We start from the raw sequence: 21,835 nt of genomic DNA, 5'->3' as shown, positions 1-21,835 counted from the left end.
TCCTTTACCGATCCGGGAAGGCGCCGTGGGTACGAAAAGTTGTCCCGCCGCAATGGCTGGTCCGGGGGTATTGCGGGGATATTTCCGCAACTGGCGTATCTGTGACCGATCTCTGATCCGTACCCCGATTCTTGACTAAAATACTAATGTATTTCCGGTGATGACCTATAGTTGAGGTCTGTTCCCCTGTGAAGGCCGTTCTGTGACCCGCCAGGCATCCGGCGCTGGCCATATCGTCGGGTTCGCGGTGTCCGAGGGGAGCCATGCCGGGTGGAAACCTCTGAAATAGCGGTAAATGGGCTCGATTGCGCCACCTGTTTCGAAGGAATGATGATCTGGATCGGGATGATCCGGACAGGTGCTGGATTAACGTATCGGTCATGTGGAATTGGCGATTCGCATACAGATTGCTGGGGATACTGGCACCGCTGTCACTGGTGCTGGCGGTGGTGCTGTGGCTGCTGTTCAACGCCGAGGCCAGCGGGATACGGCAGATCGCGCGTGCCGATGAACAGCATGTGATTCAACTGGCGGTCCAGCTGATCGAGACGGAACTGGATCGGGTGCGCGGCGATGCCCTTTATCTGGCCGAACAGTCGTCGCTACAGCAGTGGCTCGAAACCGGCGATCCCGCGGCACAGGCCCGCCTCGGCGAGGACCTGCTCACCTTTACCCGGCATCGCGGTCTGTATGACCAGGCCCGGTTCCTTGATGAGGCGGGTCGGGAACGGGTCCGTGTCGACTGGAATGGAGGCGTTCCCCGGGCTACCCCGCCCGATCAACTGCAGGACAAGACGGACCGCTACTATGTCCGGCAAACCCTGGCCCTGGAGAAGGGCGGGATCTACGTCTCGCCTTTCGATCTCAATATCGAGCAGGCCAGGATCGAGCGACCGCTCAAGCCGATGATCCGCTTCGGCACGCCGGTGTTCGATCAGGCGGGCAAGCCGCGCGGACTGATCATGCTGAACTATCTGGGGCAGCGGCTGCTCGACCGGCTGCGCAAGATCACCACCGGCTCCGGCAATCACCCGTGGCTGCTCAACGCGGACGGATACTGGCTGCTGGGCCCGACGCCGCGGCAGGAGTGGGGCTTTATGTATCCCGATCGTCGGTCACACAGCTTCGCCGGCGCATACGCGGAGATCTGGTCGGCGATGCAGGGCGGCCGGGTGCAGGATCAGGTGACGCACGATGAGGGGATTTTCAGCTACCGGCGGCTGGAACCGGAGACCCTGCCCCTCGGCTTGAACGCGGAACGCTGGTATCTGGTCAGCCGCCTGCCGCGGGCGGTGGTCGCCGGCGAACTGGCCGGGCGCAGCCACAACTACCTGCTGGTGTTCCTGATACTGACGCTGCTGCTGGCCCTGGTGGGTGGCGTCATTGTGCGCAAAGACCTGCAGCGGCGGCTTGCCGTGGCCGGGATCAGCGACAGCGAGGCGCGTTTCCGCGGGCTGTTGGATTCCGCGCCCGACGCCATCGTGATCATCAATCGGGCAGGGCAGATCAATCTGATCAATAGCCAGGCCGAGAAGTGGTTTGGTTACGGCCGTGATGAGCTGATCGGGCAACCGGTTGAACAGCTGATCCCGGAACGCTTTCGCGGCCGCCATACGGTTTATCGGCAGGACTATTCGGAAAAACCGGTGGTCAGGCCCATGGGGGCCGGTGTTGAATTGTTCGGTCGCCGCAAGAATGGCACCGAGTTCCCGGTGGAGATCAGTCTGAGTCCGCTGAAATCCGCCGGCGGGCTGCTGGTGACCGGCATCATTCGCGATATCACGTCACGCAAGCGGGCCGAGGAGGCGCAGCGCCTGATCGAGGCACGCTATCGGGAGCTGGTGAACAACCTGCCGGTGGGGGTGTATCGCAGCAGCGGGGATGAGTCGGGCCGCTTCCTTGAGGTGAACCAGGCGATGCGGGAGATGTTTGAGGCCGAGTCCGCGGATGAGTTGATGAACTGCGCCCTGACGGATCTGTTTTGTGACCGTGCCCGCCAGCGGGCATTCAGCGACCGACTCCAGCGACAAGGCCATGTGAACGGTGAAGAACACCACATGAAGACGTTGCGGGGAAAGAACTTTTATGCGGCGATAACGGCGGTAAAGAAGCAGGATTTCGCCGGACGGATCTATTTTGACGGTGTCATAGAGGATATCAGTGAACGCAAGGAGAGTGACCTGCAGATCCAGCAGCTGAATGAGGTCTTACGTGCCAGGACTACGGCGCTGGAGTCCACCAACCGGGAACTGGAGGCCTTCTCCTATTCCGTCTCTCACGACCTGCGTGCGCCGCTGCGCGCCATTGACGGTTTCAGCAGCACCCTGCTGAGTGACTATGCCGGGTCGCTGGACGAGCGCGGGCGTGACCGGCTGCAGCGGGTGCGGGCCGCCGCCCAGCGCATGGCAACACTGATCGACGATCTGCTCAAGTTGTCCCGGGTCAGCCGTGCCGAACTCAAGCAGGAGCTGGTGGACCTGACCCGGCTGGCCGGCAAGGTGCTGGAGGAGTTGCGCCAGGCGGAACCGCAACGCCGGGTACGCTTCACGGTTCAGCCGGATCTGTATGTACAGGGTGATGTCCAGCTGCTGCGTGTGGTGATGGATAACCTGTTGGGCAATGCCTGGAAATTCACCGGCCAGTGCGCGGAGGCGCTGATCGAGGTCGGCGGCAGTGCCAGCGAGGATGGGATCTGTGTCTTCCATGTCCGGGATAACGGGGCCGGTTTCGATATGGCCTATGTCGACAAACTGTTTGGCGCCTTTCAGCGGTTGCACGACAGCGGCGAGTTTCCCGGCACCGGTATCGGCCTGGCGACAGTGCAGCGGATCATCCATAAGCACGGCGGGCGCATCTGGGCCGAAGGTAGCGTCGGCGATGGGGCGACCTTCTATTTCACTCTGGATCGGACAAGGAGCGCGACATGAGCGACATGAGCGACAAGGTGATTCTGCTGGTAGAAGACAATCCGGATGATGAGCTGCTGACACTCGATGCGCTAGCCGCCAACCACGTCGGCAACCGGGTGGTGGTGGCGCGCAACGGCGTCGAGGCGTTGGACTACCTGTTCGCAAACGGGATCTACAGCGGGCGCGAGGTCACCGATCTGCCGGCGGTGGTGCTGCTGGATCTGAAGCTACCCAAGATCGATGGTCTGGAAGTGCTGCGGCGCATCCGCGCGGATGCGCGTACGCAACTGCTGCCGGTGGTCATCCTGACCTCGTCCAACGAGGACGAGGACCGACTCAAGGGGTATACCCTGGGCGCCAACAGCTATGTTCGCAAGCCGGTGGATTTTGATGAATTTGTCAGGGCGGCCGGACAGTTAGGACTGTACTGGCTGTTGCTCAATCAGCCCCCGCCTGATTGATGCCGGAAATGGAGATCACCCATGACGCAATCCGAAACCCCCACCCCACTTCTGCACGTACTGATCATTGAGGACGTGGAGAACGATGCCTTGCTGCTGGCGGATTTTCTCCAGGCGGGCGGGCTTAAGTTCGACTGGGAATATGTGGATACGGAAGCGACCCTGACAGCGGCGCTGCAGTCCCCCTGGGACATTATCTTTTCCGACTTCTCCATGCCCAACTTCAGCGGTACCCGCGCCCTGGAGCTGGTGCGTCGGTATGATCCGGATATCCCGTTCATCTTTGTCTCCGGCACCATCGGCGAAGAGGCGGCGGTGGAGGCGATGAAACGGGGCGCCCAAGACTTCGTCATGAAGGGCCAGCTGGCGCGGCTGCTGCCGAGCGTCGAGCGCGAACTGCGGGATGCCAGAACGTGCCGCGAACGGCGCCAGGTCGAAGCGGCGCGCAACCGGCTGGCCGCGGTCCTGGAGGCGACTCCGGACCTGGTCGCCATCCATGCACCGGACGGCCGGCTGCGCTATCTCAACGGCGCCGGCCGTCGGCTGTTGGGGTTGGACACCCAGCAGCAGATCGAGGGGCGCGGCATGCAGGATATCTTCCCGGAGGATATGGCCCAACAGCTGATAGTGGACGTGATTCCCCATGTGCGTAAGCATCACTCCTGGAGCGGGGAGACCGTATTGCAGATCGCCGAAGGCGATGAACTGCCGGTGTCGCTGGTGGTACTGGCGCGCCACAACCCGCAGGGGGAGCTGGAGGATCTGTCGATCATCGCCCGGGACATATCGGAACGGAAACGCTTCGAGGCGGAGTTGCAGCATCGTGCTACCCACGACACGCTGACCAGCCTGCCAAACCGCTACTTCCTCATCGATCATATGACCTCGGCGCTGGAACGGGCCCGGCGCCACGACAGCTGTGTGGCCGTGTTGTTCCTGGATCTGGACAATTTCAAACGCATCAATGACACCCTGGGGCATGCCGCGGGTGATGCGCTGCTGCAACAGGTAGCGCAGCGGCTGACCGGCTGCCTGCGGCCCAACGATACGGTGGCGCGGCATGGGGGGGATGAGTTCACCATCATGGTGGATGACCTGTCGGGCGTCGACAATACCGTGGTGGTCCTGCGCAAGCTGCATGCCGCCTTCGAGAGCCCGGTGAACATCGGCCTGCATAAGGTGTACGTCACCTTCAGTACCGGCATCGCCCTCTACCCGCATGATGGGGAGAACGTGGAGGACCTGTTGCGCCACGCCGACACGGCCATGTACCAGTCCAAGTCTTCGGGACTCAACCAGTACCGTTTCTATGCGCCGCGCATGAACGCCCGTGGCCACGAATACCTGGCCATGGAGAGCGATCTGCGCCAGGCACTGGAGCAGGAGCAGTTCCGCCTGCACTGTCAGCCCCAGGTGAGTCTGCGCGGCGGCGAGATCGTGGGTATCGAAGGGTTGATCCGCTGGCAGCATCCGCAGCGCGGGCTGGTGTCACCGGCCGATTTTGTCCCCCTGCTGGAAACATCGGGGCTCATCATTCCGGTGGGCGAATGGGTGCTGCGGCAGGCTTGCCGGTTGCATCGCCAGTGGCGCGAGGCGGGGTTTCACGGGCCGCGCATTTCGGTCAATGTCTCGGCCATCCAGTTCAACGACCGGGACCTGCTGGACAAGGTGCGCCGCGCCCTGGCGGAGGAGCAGATGCCGCCCGGGAAGCTGGAGCTGGAGATCACCGAGAACATGGTGATGCGCGACCCGCTCGGTGCGGCGGAGATCCTGGAGGCGTTGCATACCCTGGGGGTGCGCACCGCCATCGATGATTTCGGCACCGGCTACTCCTCCCTGGCCTACCTGAAGCGGTTCCCGGTCAATGTGTTGAAGATCGACCAGACCTTCGTGGCGGATCTGGGCCGGGACCCGGGCGATGAGGCGATTGTCGAGGCGAGCATTTCGCTGGCGCGCAAGCTGGGCCTGGAGATCGTCGCCGAAGGGGTCGAAACCCTGGAACAATTGGAATTCCTGCGCGCCCGCGATTGCGACCTGGTGCAGGGATACTACCTGAGCAAGCCGGTGACCGACACGGCGCTGGTTGGACTGTTGCCGAAGGTATGGCGCTGGTGAGCGGCAGGGGTACCCGCCCCGTGGCCTGGCCATTATCCGCTTCCCGGCAGGCCGGGTTGGGCCGATCCGCCGGTGCTTGAAACCCGCCCCGTCAACTGTAATGGTATTTTTATGCCCGCTTGATTAGTATCTAGCCCCTGAGCGGACCCTACCGCGACTCACGGGATAAGGGCTCGCGCAAGAATAAGTTCCGGTATTCGGTCGCCACTGGCCCCCTCCGTCGGCGTTACGCTTTTTGGCAAGGGAACAGCCATTGCCTGCAAAACGTGCCTTGCCGGCGGGGCCCAGTGACGCCCTCGGTACTACGGAATTATTCTTGCGCGAACCCTAAGGGCAGGATACAACCACATGAAGGCACCAGAGCTCCAGTATCAACTGCGGGATGCAGGGTCGATCGGTGAGGTGATGACGGCCCTCTCCTCACAGTTTCAGTTGACCAGTGAGCCGGAACAGAGCGTGCGCCACACCCTCCATGACAGTTTCGACTGGCGCCTGTTCCAGGCCGGTCTGCAACTGGACGAAGTGCAGGGACAGGGCCGGCATGAGCTGACCCTGCGCAAGCTGGATGACGGCACGGCCTGCGAGACGATACGTCTGGAGGGCTCGGTCGGCGGGTTTTACCAGGCGTATCCACCCGGACTGTTGCGTGACCGGCTGGCCGCCGCGCTGCAGATGCGCAGCCTGCTACCCCAGGTGGAGGTCCGCTGCCGCGAGCGACTGCTCAGCGTCCTGGATAACGAGCGCAAGACGGTAGTCAGGGTTGCTCTGCGGGAGCACGCCGCCCGGCCGCCCGGACGCGGCGAGTACCAGCCGATGGCCGCCCTGGTCCGGCTGCTGCCGGTGCGTGGCTATGCCAAGCCGCTCACTCAGCTCGGTCGGTTTCTTGCCGATACCCTCGAACTGCAACCGCAGCGCGAGCCGCTGATTGTCCTGGGGCTGGCGGCCATCGGCCGGCAGCCACTGGATTACAGTTCCAAGCTCGATATCGAACTGCATCCGCGGATGCCGGCGGGGGAGGTGGCACGGCAGATTCACCTTACCCTGCTGGAGACCCTGGAGAGCAATCTGCCGGGTACCCGGGCCGACCTGGATTCGGAGTTCTTGCATGACCTGCGGGTGGCGGTGCGGCGCACCCGCTCGGCGCTCAGCCAGATCAAGGGGGTGTTTCCCAAGGCGGAGATGGAGGCATTCCAGGAGCGCTTCGCCTGGGTGGGCCAGTTGACCGGCCCCACCCGCGACCTGGATGTCTACCTGCTCGGTTTCAACGAGTACCGCAACAGTCTGCCGGAGCCGTTCCGCCCCGACCTGGAGCCGTTGCATGAATTTCTCGTCCGCCATCAGCAGGCCGAGCACCAGACCATGGTGCGCAAGCTCAACTCGCCCCATTTTCACCGCCTGATGAAGGAGTGGCGCGGCTTTCTGCAGGCAACGCCCGGCGCGGAGCCCAGTCTGGAACAGGCCGCGCCCCAGGCCGGCAAGCCGATCGCCAAGCTGGCGGGCAAGCGCATCCATCGCACCTTCGGGAGGGTGTTGAAGGAGGGCCTGGCGATCAATTCCCACTCCCCGCCGGAGGCGCTGCACGGGCTGCGCAAGCGCTGCAAGAAACTGCGCTACCTGCTGGAGTTCTTCCAGAGCCTCTATCCCGCGGACCAGGTGAAGCCGCTGATCAAGCGCCTGAAGGGGCTGCTGGACAACCTGGGCGAGTTCCAGGACCTGGAGGTGCAGGCCGACAAGCTGCGCGAGTTTGCCCACCAGATGGTGGCCGAGGGCGAGGTGCCCGCCGATACCCTGCTGGCGATGGGCATGCTGGTGGATGGCCTGCTCCGGCGGCAACAGGAGAGCCGGCTGGCCTTCGCCGAGCGCTTCGCCCGGTTTGCCGATGCGGATCAGTTGGCCACCTTTGAACAGCTGTTCGGCAAGGCGGGGAAAAAGCGCGCCGAGTCCGGGGGGACGGTATGAAGATTATCGGCGTCTACAACATCAAGGGCGGGGTGGGTAAGACCGCCTCCGCGGTGAATCTCGCCTTCCTGTCGGCCCGGGCCGGGCTGCGCACCCTGGTCTGGGACCTGGATCCGCAGGGCGCGGCCAGCTATTACTTCCGCATCAAGCCCCGCGTCAAGGGGGGCGGCCGCAAGATGATCAAGGGCAAGCGGGACCTGGACGGGCTGATCAAGGGGAGCGATTTCGACAACCTGGATCTGCTGCCGGCCGACTTCTCCTACCGCAACATGGACCTGGTGCTGGGTGAGGCCAAGGGACCGGTGAAGCAACTGCTGCGGCTGTTGCGGCCGCTTTCCGAGGAGTACGACCGGATCTACCTGGACTGTCCGCCGAGCATCTCGCTGGTCTCGGAGAACATCTTCCGCGCCGCCGATGCCCTGCTGGTCCCCACCATCCCCACCACCTTGTCGCTGCGCACCTATGAACAGTTGGTGGCGTTTCTGCAGGGTCACCAGGTGGGCGAGGTGAAGCGCATGCCGTTCTTTTCCATGGTGGACCGGCGCAAGCGCATGCACCGGGATCTGATCGAGCAGCTGCCGGCACGTTTTCCGGAACTCCTGGATGCCCACATCCCCTATGCCAGCGATGTGGAGCGCATGGGCTATTTCCGCGCCCCGCTGGGGAGCTTCGCCCCGCGCAGTGCCGCCGGCACCGCCTATGAGGCGCTGTGGCGCGAGCTGGAGGCGGCGCTCGCGGGCTGATCGCCATCCCCGCGGATTGCGGGTGGCAGGGTGTCAGCTCACCAGGCCGCTGTTCTCCTCGTAGGGTTTATAATGCTTGACCTTGCGGCGGATATTACGCTGGACAATCACGCCCTCGACCTTATGATGGGTGCCGTCCAGGGTTAGGCCCGGGTACGCCGGGTTGAGCGCCACCAGCCGCACCTGGCCCGACGCATCGCGGATCCACTGGCGGAACAGCCGCTCGCCATCCACGCTGATGATGACGTAGGCACCGCTGGCGCACACCTCGGAGGGCTCGATGACGATGATGCAATTGAGCGGAAATTCCGGCTCCATGCTGTCATCCAGCACCTGCAGGGCGTAAAGTTCGTTGTAACTGCAATCTTGTGTCATATCGGTTGGCCCAGGAATTCTGCTGTATTAGTAAATTATTAAACAGTCTCTCTATATGGCACACAATCGTCAAGCCCAGGCGCGTCCCCACAGTGACCGGCGCGACTGGAAAAATATCAGGAACATGCTTCCCTATCTCTGGGGTTATCGCTGGCGCGCCCTGCTGGCCCTGGGCTGTCTGGTGTTGGCCAAGGTGGCCAATGTCGGCATTCCCGTGGTGCTCAAGGGGATTGTCGACGGTATGGATCGCGGCCAGGAGACCCTGCTGGTCCTGCCGGTGGCCCTGCTGATCGGCTACGGTGCGCTGCGGGTCAGCAGTACCCTGTTCAACGAGCTGCGTGACGTAATATTCGCCCGGGTACGCTACCACGCCATGCGCCGGCTGGCGACCGAGGTGCTGACCCACCTGCACCGGCTCTCGCTCAGTTTTCATCTGGGACGCCAGACCGGCGCCATCAGCCGGGATCTGGATCGCGGCACCCGCAGTGTCAGCTCCATCCTCAACTACATGGTGTTCAGCATCATCCCGATGGTGGTCGAGTTCGCCCTGGTGGCGGTGATCCTGCTCACCCACTACGACCCGATCTTCACCCTGGTCACCTTCGGTACCGTCGCTGTCTACATCGTCTTTACCTTTGCCGTGACCGAGTGGCGCATGGATTACCGCCATACCATGAACCGGCTGGAGTCCCAGTCCAATGCGCGCGCGGTGGACAGCCTGATCAACTACGAGACGGTCAAGTACTTCGGCAACGAGCGCCTCGAGCTGGAGCGTTTCGACGGCACCCTGGACGGGTGGGAAGAGGCCGCGGTGAAGAGCCAGAGCTCCATGTCCCTGCTCAATTTTGGGCAGGGCGGGATCATCGGTCTCGGCGTCACCGCTATCATGTTCTTCGCCGCCGGCGGGGTGGTGGACGGCAGCATGTCCATCGGCGATCTGGTGCTGGTCAACGCCTTCCTGCTGCAACTGTTCATCCCGCTCAATTTCCTCGGCATGGTCTACCGGCAGATCAAGTACTCCCTGGCGGACATGGATCTCATCTTCAAGCTGATGGAACTGCAGCCGGAGATCCAGGACCGCGCGGACGCCCCGGCCCTGCGGCTGAACCGGGGCGAGGTGCGTTTCCGCCAGGTCTGCTTCTCCTACCAGGCGGAACGGGAGATCCTGCGCGATGTGGATTTCACCATCCGCCCCGGCGAAAAGCTGGCGGTGGTGGGGCACAGCGGTGCCGGCAAGTCGACCCTGTCGCGACTGCTGTTCCGTTTCTACGACGTCACCGGCGGGGCGGTGCTGGTGGACGGCCAGGATGTACGCGAAGTGACCCAGGAGAGCCTGCGCGAGGCGATCGGCGTGGTGCCCCAGGACACGGTCCTGTTCAACGACACCATCTATTACAACCTCGCCTACGGCCGCCCGGATGCGAACCGGGAGGAGATCGAGGCGGCCGCCGGCATGGCCCATATTCGCCAGTTTATCGAGTCCCTGCCGCACGGCTACCAGACCCTGGTGGGGGAACGGGGGCTGAAGCTCTCCGGCGGCGAGAAGCAGCGCATCGCCATCGCCCGGGCGATCCTCAAGCGGCCGCGAATCCTGATATTCGACGAGGCGACCTCGTCCCTGGACACCCAGACCGAGCAGGCGATCCTCGAGACCATGCGTGAGGTGGCGGAGGATCACACCACCCTGGTGATCGCCCACCGCCTCTCCACCGTGGTGGACGCCGACCAGATCCTGGTAATGGACCAAGGACGGATTATCGAGCGCGGCAGCCACCGCCAACTGCTGGCGCAGGCCGGGGTGTACCGCGAGATGTGGCAGCTGCAGCAGGAGGAGCGCAAGATGCAAGTGGAGCAGGCGGTATGAAAAATTGGCAGGACAGACGATTTTAACCCACAGGTGTCGGAGTCAAACCGGCCCGCTGTCGTGCATCGGTTCACCGGAGTGAGCCCGGTTTGACTCCGACACCTCCGGAATGATTCGTCCAACCCGGCAGCTGAACGGTCGGGAGTGTACAAGTTAATGTTTTCCTTCGTGTTCTTTGCGCCCCTGGCGGTTGAAATGAGGTTTTTGGAATGAACATCTATCTGGTCGGCGGCGCGGTACGCGACCGGCTGCTGGGCATCCCGGTCAAGGACCGGGACTGGCTGGTGGTGGGGGGCAGCGAGGCGGAGATGCTGGAGCGCGGCTTTGTCCGCGCCGACGGGCAGTTCCCGGTGTTCCTGCACCCCGAGACGGGCGAGGAGTACGCCCTGGCGCGGCGCGAGACCAAGACCGGGCCGGGCTACAAGGGATTCAGCGTCGAATACGGCCCGGATGTCACCCTGGAGGAGGATCTGCGGCGGCGCGACTTCACCATCAACGCCCTGGTGGAGAATGAGGCCGACGAGGTGATCGATCCCGTGGGCGGCCTGGCCGATATCGAACAGCGCCGGCTGCGCCATATCACCCCCGCCTTCGGCGAGGACCCGGTACGGCTGCTGCGCGCGGCACGCTTCATCGCCCGCCTGTCCACGCACGACTTCTCCCTGGCCCACGACACCTTCGACCTGATGAAACAGATGGCCACCAGCGAGGAGCTGGCGGCGCTCAAGCCGGAGCGGGTCTGGCAGGAGTTGAAACGGGCCCTACTGGAACCCGCGCCGTGGCGCTTTTTCGAGACCCTGCAGCGTTGCGGGGCGCTGGCCGCCCTGCTGCCGCCGCTGGCAGAGGCCATGGCCGAATCGGAGGAGAGCGACACCGCCCACGGCGAGCAGCCGGACTGCGAGCCGATCCGGGCGCTGAAGCGCGCAGTGGCGGCCGGGGCCGATCCGCAGGTGCGCTTCGCCGCACTGTTGCATAGCCTGTGCCTGGGCACCGCCCGCGCCAGCTGGCTCAAGGCGGCTTTGCCGGTGGAGCGGGAGTATCTGGACCTGCTGGCCCAGTTGCAGGGGGTGGCCCGTTTCTATCCGGGGGCGCTGCACCGTGAGCCCGCCGCCACTCTCGATCTGCTGATCCGCGGGCGGGCACAACAGCAGCCGGAGCGCTTCCACCGGCTGCTCCTGCTCTGCACCGTGGTCTGGCCCGCGCCGCCGGAGCAGCTGACCGCCTGGCTGGCCGAGGCCGGGCGCGCCATGGCCTCGATCTCTCCCGCCCGGCTCAGCGCGGAGGGGCTGCAGGGGGCCGATCTGGGGCGGGTGCTGCGGGAACGGCAGATCCGCGCCATCTCCGGGCTCGGGACATGATCCGTTCGTCGTATTCCCTGGTCAAAATGCATCGCCCGTAGGAGCGGTGCCCCGCCGCGATGATCGACCCGGAGGTGGTGCCCCGACCCATCGGCCCGGGGGCGGGCCGCCTGCCGGCCGTGTTGTATCCGCCCGCGATGAATATAGCCGCCTTGACATTCCCTTCCCTGGACGATCACCACCGCACGGGATCACCAGCCGCCGATGACCAGTTTCCTTCACCATGGAAAATCATGCTAAATTAGCAACTTCGAATACAGAGCGCTGAGCAATCCGGTTCGCATCCACACAAGGTGAAAAATGACTACGGCCATGACGAACGATGAGAAGCCGCCTCGTTCCCCTGCGCCCGAGGCCGGTGGCCCGCTGATGAACGTGGTCGGCCGCTACCCCTATCTGCAGGTGCTGGTGGCTGCCCGCCTGATCGGCCCGCTCATCACCCTTGCCTCGGCCCTTCTGTTCAGTCTGCTGCTGGCGCTCTGGTTCGTTCGCGGCACGGCGCCGGACCCGATCGGCCTGCTGTTTCTCGCCACCATTCTGGTGGCAATTGCCGCCTTCATTGTCGGCGTCAACCGGTTGCGCAACCGCCTGCTGGCGCCACTGGTACAGCTGGAGCGTGCGGTGGGGGATGTCTGCCAGGGTGAGCCCTGGACCTCGATGTTGATCGATGACGTGGGGGTGCTGGGGCCGCTGGCCAGGGATCTGGACAGCCTCAGCAGCGAGCTGATCGATCTCTACGAGGATATGGACAACCGGGTGGCGCGGCAGACCCGGCGGTTGGCCCAACAGACCACCGGCCTCAAGGCGCTCTACGATGTGGCGGCCAGCATCAACCAGGTCGATGACATGGACGAGCTGCTGCTGCGTTTTCTGCGGGTGCTCAAGGAGATGGCCCACGGCGTCGCGGCCACGGTCCAGCTGACCACCGCCCAGGGGCTGATGCGCCTGGTCGGCAGCATCGGCCCGGATGACCGTATCCTGACCGAGAGCGAGCAGCTGCCGGTGCCGCTGTGCCAGTGCGGCAAGACGCTCTCCAGTGGCGACGTGCTCTGTGAACACGATGCGCTGGCCTGCTCCAGGCGCAACGGCCGGCACATGTACGGCAGCGATGAGCTGGAGCAGATCACCATCCCGTTGAAATTTCATGGCGATGTGCTGGGGCTCTATCGCCTGCTGATCAAAAAGTCCGGACTGGAGGGACGTGAGGAGACCTACGACCTGCTCTATACCATCGGCAGCCACCTGGGCATCGCCATTGCCAAGCACCGCTCGGACGAGGAGGCGCGGCGCCTCTCCATCATCGAGGAGCGCACCGCCCTGGCCCATGAACTGCACGACTCCCTGGCCCAGACCCTGGCCAGCCTGCGCTTCCAGGTGCGCATGCTGGACGAGACCCTGGAACAGGAGCCGGGTGACAACTCCCTGGCCCGCAACGAGCTGGAGCGGATCAAGAACGGACTGGACGAGGCCCATACCGAGCTGCGCGAGCTGCTCAATAACTTCCTCGCCCCGGTGGACCAGCGCGGCCTGATCCTGGCGCTGGAGAAGATGACCCAGCGCTTCCGCCAGGATACCGGGATCCCCATCTTCTTCCAGTGCGGCTGTCGCCAGGTCAATATGGGCGCCAGCGAGGAGATGCAGCTGCTGCGCATCGTGCAGGAGAGTCTGGCCAACATCCGCAAGCACGCCAAGGCGCATACCGTGCGGGTGTTGCTCACCTGTAATACCGAGGGCGAATACCGGCTGCTGGTGGAGGATGACGGCGTCGGCTTCGACAATTTCCGGCCGCATGGCAACCCGGGGGAACATATCGGCCTCTCGATCATGGAGGAGCGGGCCCGGCGGGTGGGGGCCGAGATCAGGATCGAGAGTGAACCGGGTGAAGGTACCCGGGTTGAACTGACCTATAACCTGGGCCTGAGCGCCCGCAAAAGCGAGCAGAAAGAGAGCGGCTGATGCGTATCCTGTTAATCGATGACCACGCGCTGTTTCGTATCGGCCTCCAGGAGCTGTTGCAGCGCCGGGGGATCAACGTGATCGGTGCCTTCGGCAATTGCCGGGAGGGGATCGAAATGGCCGCACGCGAACAGCCCGATGTGGTGCTGCTGGATATGCGCATGCCGGAGATGAACGGCATCGAGGTGCTGCGGGTATTGCGCGAGCAGGGGCTGACCATGCCGATCGCCATGCTCACCACCAGCCGCGAGGAGAGCGACGTGATCAACGCCCTGCAGGGGGGCGCCCAGGGCTATCTGCTCAAGGATATGGAGCCGGACGACCTGGTCAATGCCCTGCGCGCCATTGTCGGCGGCGCCACCATCGTCGCCCAGGAGCTGACCGGCATCCTCGCCAAGGCGGTGCAGGGCGAGGGACAGGCCAGCACCGTCCGGGATGTCTTTGCCGACCTCACCCCGCGCGAAGCGGAGATCCTCTGCCTGCTGGCGGACGGCCAGAGCAACAAGGTGATCGCGCGCAACCTGGGCATCTCCGACGGCACCGTCAAGCTGCACGTCAAATCCATCCTGCGCAAACTCAACGTGCATTCGCGGGTCGAGGCGGCGGTGATCGCCGTCGAACAGGCCCTCTGCTCCCGTGAACAGTAACCCTCATCGTAACTACTCACGGGGTGATTGGCCTGCCTTGCCGGCCTCACGTGATGGCTTGTGTCCTCGAATCCAGCCCCTTTTTCAGCGCCTGCCCAAACTCGCTTTGCTCAAACAAGGGCAGGCTTGAATCTGAAAAAGGAGCCGGATTCGAGGCGCCATCAAGATCGGCCAACAAGGCAGGCCAATCACTTACAGACTGGGTGAGTAGTTACCCCTCATCAACGATAAACCAAAGCAGTAACAGGACTTATCACCATGATGCGATTTATAGAACTGATCCGCAGCTGCCTGACGGATGTAAAAGAGATCATGCCGTGGGATCTGGAGGAGCGCCAGCTGGCCAATCCCGATCTGCTGATAGTCGACGTGCGCGAGCCGGAAGAGTTCGCCGCCATGCACATCCCCGGCTCCATGAACGTGCCGCGCGGCATCCTCGAATCGGCCTGCGAATGGGACTACGAAGAGACCGAGCCGGAACTGGTACGCGCACGCGAGCGCGAGATCGTGGTGGTCTGCCGCTCCGGCTACCGCAGCGTGCTGGCCGCCAACTCCCTGCAGGTACTGGGCTTCGAGAACGTCGCCTCGCTGAAGACCGGCCTGCGCGGCTGGAACGACTATGAACAACCGCTGGTGGACGCCAACGAACAGCCAGTGGACGTGGAAGCGGGCGACGACTACTTCACCACCAAACTGCGGCCGGAGCAAAGACGGCCGGTCGGGGGCTGAACCCACTGTCCCTGTGCCGGGTTCACTCCGGTACCCCCGTAATGCACCTCCACTTAATCACCATATCGACATGCGTGGAGAATAATCATATGAATGATGAGTGTCCCGTATTTCGCCGTATTTCCGAGGCGATTATGCGGGCGACCTGGGTGGCGGGGTGATTGTTTCGAAAGGTGGGATATTTGGTGAGTGAACAGCCGAGTGGGCACAAAAACCGTGCCCACCCCACAAGGCTACTTGGCCGTGAAATGTCGCTGTCATATAGGTTTTTATGGATAAGGTGAGTGTGGTATTTTATGGCCTCGCGTGATCTTGGGATCGGGCCAGGCGCCGTCCTGTTTTCGACAGCGCTTAGCGTGAAACAACGATAATTTACCATCATTTCCGACAAAAGCTTATCAAGGGGATTATTTGCATGAGAAACATATTGAAACCGGGTTCGTTTGCCGGTCGTTGGGCGACCTTGTTGAGTATCGCTCTCTTATCCGGATGTGCGAACATGTATGTGGATAATGGAACGAGGGAGATCAGCACTGACCAATACGCAAAGCCGGAACCATTGCGCCCCGTGCAGGCGCTGTTTGAGTTTCAGACGAAAGGGGTACTGAACGCTCGGGCAACAGATTTACTGAAAGTGAAGGTGCTTGATCAAGTCAAGTCCAGCGGCTTGTTTAGCGATGTGTCTGAAGAGCCGGTAACGGGAGGCGCCCTGCTCAGCATTACCTTGAACAATGTCCCCGTGACCGATGATGCTTTCAGCAAGGGATTTGTTACCGGACTCACCTTTGGTTTGGCCGGTTCACAGGTCACTGATGGCTACGTATGTACCGCCCGTTATGTAGGTGATACTTCTGGCCAGGCGATTGAAAAGAAAGCCCGCCATGCCATTCATACCACGGTGGGTAATGCCGCCGCTCCGGCAAATGCCACCAAGGCTGTAGATACTGAAGATGCGGTCTACACAATGACCCGGCAAGTCGTGAGTAATGTTTTGAACGATCTGTCGCACGACAATAATTTCAAGTGAACGGGGCTGTCATGAACTCAGTATTTTTACGTGAGATCAAATTATTTTTGGCTGGATTGATCGGAATGAGCCTCGTCGGCTGTGCCTCTGTGGCCATGCCTCCTCCATCGGCTACACCGAGTACGCTGGAAAAGCTGCGTATCGCCAATTTGGCGCCATCCAATGTGGGTAAATTCGGTATTGCGCCTGATCGAAATCCCGAGATGGACAGCTCACTGGGTGGATTGCGCGGTTCGTCGCTCCAGGGTTCGAATGGCAGTTTCTCCCAGCACCTCAGGGGAGTGGTTGTTGCTGAACTGAAGGCCGCCGGACTGTATGATGAAAGTTCCAACATATTGATCGGTGCACAGCTTACTGACAGCCAGGTAGACGCGGCGATAGGGACAGGGACCGCAAAGCTGGCTGCGAATTTCACCGTGGATAAAGCAGACAAACGGGTATTCGAAAAGACGCTGTCGGTTGATTCCCGGTGGAAGTCTTCCTTTGTGGGTGCCATAGCAATACCCGAGGCGATTAATCGATATAGTGAGCTCTATAGGGCGTTGGCAGCGAAGCTTTTTGACGACGAGGATTTTCGTGAAGCGCTGGCACGCTAACCCCAGTAGCGAGTAGGATGGGCGAAGGAGGAGCGACCTAACCCACCGGTTCCGATCGACAGGTTAGGTTGCGTTTCACCGATCCTCTCATCGCCGGCTAGCCGTCCTTCCCTTGGCGTTGTTCGGCCTCCAATGCCGTGACCAGATCCTGGAATACCGTTCGGTTGCGTTCGTCGATGGCGCAGAGTCGGCGATGGGCGGAGAGGACCAGGTCCAGCATTTCGCGCTCGTCCACGGCCAGGGTATCCAAGGCTTTCGGTTCGGTGGTCTCGAGGCTGTCGCCGCCCAGGATATGGAACTGCTGATCGAAACAAACTACCCGCAGTAGCTCGGTGATATCCGGGTTGGACGAGACAATCAACGGCTTGCCTTCTCCCCGCTGCGCCAAGTGATTGGCAATACCTGCCAGGATGCCGAGACAGGTGCTGTCGATGGATTCGGCCTGATTGAGGTCGATCAGGTAACGGGTCAGTCCGCTGTCGGCGAAGGTGGTGTTGAGCAGGGCATCGAGGGCGGGCGCCAGTGGGTGACGGACGTTACCCGAAAGCTGCAGGATCAGAGTGTCGCCCTCTTTGGCATAGCGTGCGGAATCCTTATTCATTCTAACCGTCCCGTGTCAGCAGTAGCAGCGTGATGTCGTCGGGGTAGCTTTGACCCGCACTCAATCCCAGGCGCTCGATCAGGTTTTGGGCGCTGGGGTCGAAATGGTTCAGGGCGTCGAGCAGGTGCCGTTTCTTCTCCGCCAGGGTGGGCTGAGGCAGCACGTCGAGGATGCCGTCGGAGAAGGCGGCAAGGGCGAAATGCTCCGGCAGGTCCAGGGTATCTGTAGCGTAACCTGCCCCCGCGAAGAGCCCGACGGGTGGTCCTCGTCCCGGAAGAAAATCCGCCTGGGTGCCGTCGAACAGCAGAGGGCTGGGAAAGTGGCCGCCAATGCTGTATTTGATCCGGTTACGCTCGCTGTCGATGACCGCATAGAAGATGGTCAGATATTTCTCCAGTTGGTCCGACAGCAGGGTCTGGTTGAGGCGTGCGAGCAGCCGGTCAGGTTCCAGCACGGTTTGGTCATTGTCCTTGTGCAGCCGTTCGAGTTGACGGTTGACATAGCTCTTGAGGAGCACGGTAATGAAGGCGGAGGAGACGCCATGTCCGGATACGTCGGCAAGGTAACAGCCGAAGTGGCCGCGATCGATACTGAAGTAGTCTACGAAATCACCGCTCAATACCATTGAGGGCAGGAGGCTGTGGCTCAATCGGTAGGGGGTGAGGTCGATCGCCTGCTCGGGCATGATCTGCAGCTGGATGCGACGTCCCGCATCGGCATCGTCGCGCATCTGCTGCAGGCTCTCCTGCAGACGGCGGTTGGCCAGTTCCAGATCCTGTTGATAACGGTGGTTGTCGCGGATTAATTGCGCCTTTCCCAGGGCGGCGGCGACGGCATGTTCGAGCACCGCCATGTCCTGGATCGGTTTGACGACGAAATCCCAGGCCCCGGCGCGCAGGGCATCCACCGCATCCTTCAGCACCCCCGTACCGGAGATGGCAATGACCGGCAGCTCAGGATGGTATTGGTGCAGCTCCCCGATCACCTCCAGCCCGTCGAGACCCGGCATGCGTAGATCGCTTAACACCAGATCAAACCGTTGCCGGTTTACCGCCTCGATCGCCCGCAGCCCGTCCTCCGCCTCGAACACCGAATAACCGGAATCCTCCAGATAGCCGGCAATGTTGTAGCGGATCATACTCTCGTCATCCACTACCAGGATCCGGATCTCTGCGGCTGTCGGGGCGGGATTGCTCATCGGCCGGCACAGAGCGCGCGCACGGTCGCAGCCAGTTTGGTCATGTCCGTGACCGGTTTACGGTAGAGATGGTCCGGTGTGATACCGATGGCGCCGAGTTCGGGGGAGATGACATAGTTGGGTGATCCGGTATGGAGCAGGAAGCGGATCCCGGGGTCCTGCCGGTGCAGCGCCTGACAGGCCTGGTCGCCGTTCATGCCGGGCAGGCGCATGTCCATGATGCATACCTGCACCCTCAGTCCCGCCTCAACCTTTCGCAACGCCTCTTCGGCCGAATTGGCGACGTCAACCTCCAGCCCTTCATCCTCCAGATAGGCCGCCAAATTGGAACTGATCAGCTCCTCATCGTCGACAATCAGTACCGACGCCATCTCAATGCTCCTCGTGCCGAGGTAGCCGCAGGGTGAATTTTGAGCCCTTGCCCGGAATGGAATCCACCTCCAATCGGCCATGGTGTTGCTCGGTGACGATGAAGTAGGCTACCGCGAGCCCAAGACCTGTCCCCATGCCTACCGGCTTGGTGGTGAAAAACGGCTCGAACAGACGGTGACGGACCTCTGCCGATATACCCGGTCCGTTGTCGATCACCTCCAGGCGCAGCCACTGTTCCTCCTCACGCAGCCGCAGGGTGATCGTCGGAGAGGTTTGCAGTGGATTGCCGGCCATCGCCTGGGCGGCATTTTTCAGCAGGTTGAGCAGCACCTGTTCGATGGCCATGGCTTCGCAGAAGATCAGGTCGGAGCCGACATCGTAGTCGCGCTCGATGGTGATGCGCCGGAAGTCATAGTTTTTCTTGACGTCATAGTCGTGGCTGGCGAGATGCAACACGGTCTCCACCAGTTCGGGCAAGGAGGTCGGGACGAAACTCGAGGTGCTGCGCCGGCTATAAGCGAGCATCTCGGTCACGATTCGTCCCGCCCGCTCGGTAGCCTCCTGCATACCGGCAATAAACTGAAAGAGTCCGCGCTCGGTCATATAGCGGCGCATTGCCTCCAGATCCAAGCCCACATTATCGGCCACCTCCCGGTTCTTCGGGATCTCGTCGGAGAGCCGGCGCACCAGGTTTTGGCAACTCTGGGCGATGATCCCAAGCGGGTTGTTGATCTCGTGGGCCATGCCCGCGGCCAGGCCCCCCACCGACATCATCTTCTCCGTCTGGACCATCATCTCCTCGATGCGGACTCGCTCGGTGACATCATCGATACGAACCACGCCACCCAGGGCATCGGCAGAACTGAGCGGATAGACCACCAAGTCGATAAAACGGTTGCCGCTACCGCTTTGCAGCGGGAGGCGTTCCTTGCGCACCGGATGGCGTTCGCGGATGGCGCCGCTGATATCTCCCAGTTGACGCTCCAGGAAGGGGAAGAGCTTTACCAGGGGTTGGCCGATGCCCTCCCCGATGTCCATACCCCGCTCCGCCGCGGCGGAGCGGTTCCAGTGGGTAATAATGCCCTTCTCATCCACGCCGACCAGGATCGACGGCATGGAGTCGATGATGTCCTGGAGATGGGCCCGGGCGCTGAGCAGGGCCTTTTCCACCTCTTTCTGTGCTGTCAGATCATGGATGATGCCGATAAAGCCATGGAACTCCGCCACCTCGATCTCGCCTACCGAGAGGTAGATGGGGAAGACGGTGCCGTCCTTGCGCCGTCCCTCCACCTCACGGCCGATGCCAATGATATGGGGTTCTTTGGTCTCCAGGTAACGGGCGAGATATTCGTCGTGATGCCGGCTGTAGTCCGGTCCCGCCAACAGCTTGATATTGCGCCCCATCACCTCTTCCGACGGATAGCCGAAGAGGCGCTCGGCAACCGGATTGAACATCTCGATATTGCCGTGGATATCGATGGCGATAACAGCGTCGGCGACATTGTCCACTATTCCCCGCACCCTGGGATCGGTACTCCAGAAGCGAACACGCTGTACTTGGTCTACTGAGGTATCCATCGTTACGCTCGTATTCCCGTCCGTTTGGACTCAATAATCCACTCTTTCCCCAGCCCGCTGCCGGGACATTTTGAGTATAGTTGAGTAAATTTGTCGGGTAATGGTTCAGATATAAACCCCAAACCCGGGACACCCAACACTCGATTGGCTGTGACGTGATGGTAAACACCAGACGATTGGCCTTAAAGCGTCCGAAGTGGACATGGCAAATCTGGTGGATTTATCGGGGAGTATTCGAGGTGGGAATGGTGGATGGCCTGTATGTCTGTAGTTCGCTGGATTTCGTATTTTCTCGCGTATTTTCTCGTATTTTTTTCCCGGATGGCCATGATAATTGTCTGGTTTTTTTACAGTTCGCCCTAATGCCGTAGGGTTTTTGGCGGCATGCTGACTATCTATAAAGTTAAAAAATTATAAATTACAGTTACTTGAAGAGGGTGTTTGTGATGGTGGCACGGTAAATGCCTTATTGAATCTGACAGGGTCTGTTTACGATCAAGTAAGACAAAAGAAATGGCTAGGGAGAACTGCAGTGATGATTAGAAAGTATAAATTTGTGGTAGTGGCCGCCGCGATGACACTCAGTGCGACAGCGAATGCAACGATAGCTACCGTGTTCGATGGTATTTCGGCTGGTGTCGCCTCTTTTGATTCGACGGTAACCGGAACGGGCGCGACGGTAGACTTTGATATATGGTCCGGCTTGTCGAGTGGCACCAGTATCGATCGTGGCGACTATGTAATCACCCAAAATGATGGGGGCAGCGGATTTCCGACCACGTATGGCAGCATGTCGGGGCAGGTGATTGGCATCAATCCGGCCGGCCCCACCACCCCCATCGCCGGTCCGCGTGCTGATCCACTGGACTACTTTAATAGCGGTATCACTTTCACCTTTGATAGCGCTGTCAATGCGGTTGGCTTTGAGATTGGCGACTGGGCTACCTGTTGCCATGACCCGGTAACTGAGCTGTTTATCTCCTTTGATGGGGGAGCGCCTATCCTGGTAGCAAGTGCAACTGCCACCTCTGATGGTTTATTCCCGTCTCAGAATAATCCAGGCGTTAATGTGTTTGAGATATTTGTTGCGGCTTTTGATGATACCGGTGATTTTACCGAGGTCTCCTTCTGGGGTAATGGTATTGGTGAAGTTCTGGTCGCTGGCGGACAACTGCGTTACGCTCTACTGGAGCAGGGCAGTCTTCCCGGTGTCCCAGTTCCTGCTCCTCTCGCCCTGATGGCGATTGGTTTGCTGGGTATGGCTTGGCGTGTACGGAAACAGGCTTCGAGCTGAATAAAAAGATCCAGCTTTAGGGCGTCAACTTGGGTGAAGAGGCCCCCGTCGTG

Annotated in this window: 18 protein-coding genes; 13 read left to right on the top strand and 5 right to left on the bottom strand. The window is 61.4% G+C overall.

Annotation, left to right across the window (positions count from 1 at the left end; translation table 11 throughout):
* The first annotated feature begins 380 nt into the window (after positions 1-380).
* The 5 genes from NPX02_RS11550 to NPX02_RS11520 all read left to right on the top strand — a co-directional run bounded on the left by NPX02_RS11550 (position 381) and on the right by NPX02_RS11520 (position 8,187).
* The gene (locus NPX02_RS11550) at positions 381-2,927 is read left to right on the top strand and encodes a sensor histidine kinase (protein ID WP_260293730.1); all 2,547 of its coding nucleotides are present in this window, start codon (positions 381-383) and stop codon (positions 2,925-2,927) included.
* Positions 2,924-3,370, top strand: a complete 447-nt coding sequence (locus NPX02_RS11545) for a response regulator (RefSeq protein ID WP_335342555.1) — start codon at positions 2,924-2,926, stop codon at positions 3,368-3,370. Before NPX02_RS11550 ends, NPX02_RS11545 begins: the two co-directional genes overlap by 4 nt.
* Before the next feature lie 21 nt (positions 3,371-3,391).
* Positions 3,392-5,485 (top strand): putative bifunctional diguanylate cyclase/phosphodiesterase, encoded by a 2,094-nt coding sequence (locus NPX02_RS21365; RefSeq protein ID WP_305792847.1) that lies wholly within the window; start codon positions 3,392-3,394, stop codon positions 5,483-5,485.
* Between the two features lie 348 nt (positions 5,486-5,833).
* Positions 5,834-7,444 (top strand): CHAD domain-containing protein, encoded by a 1,611-nt coding sequence (locus NPX02_RS11525; protein ID WP_260293729.1) that lies wholly within the window; start codon positions 5,834-5,836, stop codon positions 7,442-7,444.
* Positions 7,441-8,187 (top strand): ParA family protein, encoded by a 747-nt coding sequence (locus NPX02_RS11520; protein ID WP_260293727.1) that lies wholly within the window; start codon positions 7,441-7,443, stop codon positions 8,185-8,187. Before NPX02_RS11525 ends, NPX02_RS11520 begins: the two co-directional genes overlap by 4 nt.
* A 33-nt stretch (positions 8,188-8,220) precedes the next feature.
* Here the strand turns inward: NPX02_RS11520 and NPX02_RS11515 are convergent, their stop codons facing one another.
* The gene (locus NPX02_RS11515) at positions 8,221-8,562 is read right to left on the bottom strand and encodes a S24 family peptidase (protein WP_260293725.1); all 342 of its coding nucleotides are present in this window, start codon (positions 8,560-8,562) and stop codon (positions 8,221-8,223) included.
* A gap of 55 nt (positions 8,563-8,617) precedes the next feature.
* Between NPX02_RS11515 and NPX02_RS11510 the strand changes: the two genes are divergently transcribed.
* The 7 genes from NPX02_RS11510 (at position 8,618) to NPX02_RS11480 (ending at position 16,739) form a co-directional block, all read left to right on the top strand.
* Positions 8,618-10,426 carry an ABCB family ABC transporter ATP-binding protein/permease gene (locus NPX02_RS11510; RefSeq protein WP_260293724.1) on the top strand — a complete coding sequence of 603 codons (1,809 nt, stop codon included), beginning with the start codon at positions 8,618-8,620 and terminating at the stop codon, positions 10,424-10,426.
* Between the two features lie 209 nt (positions 10,427-10,635).
* Positions 10,636-11,784 (top strand): tRNA nucleotidyltransferase/poly(A) polymerase-related protein, encoded by a 1,149-nt coding sequence (gene cca, locus NPX02_RS11505; RefSeq protein ID WP_260293723.1) that lies wholly within the window; start codon positions 10,636-10,638, stop codon positions 11,782-11,784.
* A gap of 312 nt (positions 11,785-12,096) precedes the next feature.
* Positions 12,097-13,740, top strand: a complete 1,644-nt coding sequence (locus NPX02_RS11500; RefSeq protein ID WP_260293722.1) for an ATP-binding protein — start codon at positions 12,097-12,099, stop codon at positions 13,738-13,740.
* Complete coding sequence (locus NPX02_RS11495) at positions 13,740-14,387, top strand: response regulator (protein ID WP_260293721.1); 648 nt, start codon at positions 13,740-13,742, stop codon at positions 14,385-14,387. Before NPX02_RS11500 ends, NPX02_RS11495 begins: the two co-directional genes overlap by 1 nt.
* A 258-nt stretch (positions 14,388-14,645) precedes the next feature.
* Positions 14,646-15,116, top strand: a complete 471-nt coding sequence (locus tag NPX02_RS11490; RefSeq protein WP_260293720.1) for a rhodanese-like domain-containing protein — start codon at positions 14,646-14,648, stop codon at positions 15,114-15,116.
* Positions 15,117-15,531: 415 nt separating this feature from the next.
* Entirely contained in the window at positions 15,532-16,143 is a 612-nt protein-coding gene (locus tag NPX02_RS11485; RefSeq protein WP_260293719.1) for a hypothetical protein, read from the top strand.
* Between the two features lie 11 nt (positions 16,144-16,154).
* Positions 16,155-16,739 (top strand): hypothetical protein, encoded by a 585-nt coding sequence (locus NPX02_RS11480; RefSeq protein ID WP_260293718.1) that lies wholly within the window; start codon positions 16,155-16,157, stop codon positions 16,737-16,739.
* A gap of 97 nt (positions 16,740-16,836) precedes the next feature.
* Here the strand turns inward: NPX02_RS11480 and NPX02_RS11475 are convergent, their stop codons facing one another.
* The 4 genes from NPX02_RS11475 to NPX02_RS11460 are packed head-to-tail and all read right to left on the bottom strand — an operon-like array spanning position 16,837 to position 20,488.
* Positions 16,837-17,340 (bottom strand): STAS domain-containing protein, encoded by a 504-nt coding sequence (locus NPX02_RS11475; RefSeq protein ID WP_260293717.1) that lies wholly within the window; start codon positions 17,338-17,340, stop codon positions 16,837-16,839.
* Position 17,341: 1 nt separating this feature from the next.
* Positions 17,342-18,538 (bottom strand): SpoIIE family protein phosphatase, encoded by a 1,197-nt coding sequence (locus NPX02_RS11470; RefSeq protein ID WP_260293716.1) that lies wholly within the window; start codon positions 18,536-18,538, stop codon positions 17,342-17,344.
* Complete coding sequence (locus NPX02_RS11465; protein ID WP_260293715.1) at positions 18,535-18,909, bottom strand: response regulator; 375 nt, start codon at positions 18,907-18,909, stop codon at positions 18,535-18,537. Before NPX02_RS11465 ends, NPX02_RS11470 begins: the two co-directional genes overlap by 4 nt.
* A gap of 1 nt (position 18,910) precedes the next feature.
* Positions 18,911-20,488, bottom strand: a complete 1,578-nt coding sequence (locus NPX02_RS11460) for a PAS domain-containing sensor histidine kinase (protein ID WP_260293714.1) — start codon at positions 20,486-20,488, stop codon at positions 18,911-18,913.
* A gap of 535 nt (positions 20,489-21,023) precedes the next feature.
* Between NPX02_RS11460 and NPX02_RS11455 the strand changes: the two genes are divergently transcribed.
* A complete protein-coding gene (locus NPX02_RS11455) occupies positions 21,024-21,782 on the top strand; it encodes a PEP-CTERM sorting domain-containing protein (RefSeq protein ID WP_260293754.1) in 759 nt (252 codons plus the stop codon).
* The last annotated feature ends 53 nt before the right edge of the window (positions 21,783-21,835 follow it).

The organism is Sedimenticola hydrogenitrophicus, from assembly GCF_025175675.1.
Classification (GTDB): Bacteria; Pseudomonadota; Gammaproteobacteria; order Chromatiales; family Chromatiaceae; genus Sedimenticola; species Sedimenticola hydrogenitrophicus.
This window is presented reverse-complemented; position numbering and strand designations above follow the sequence as displayed.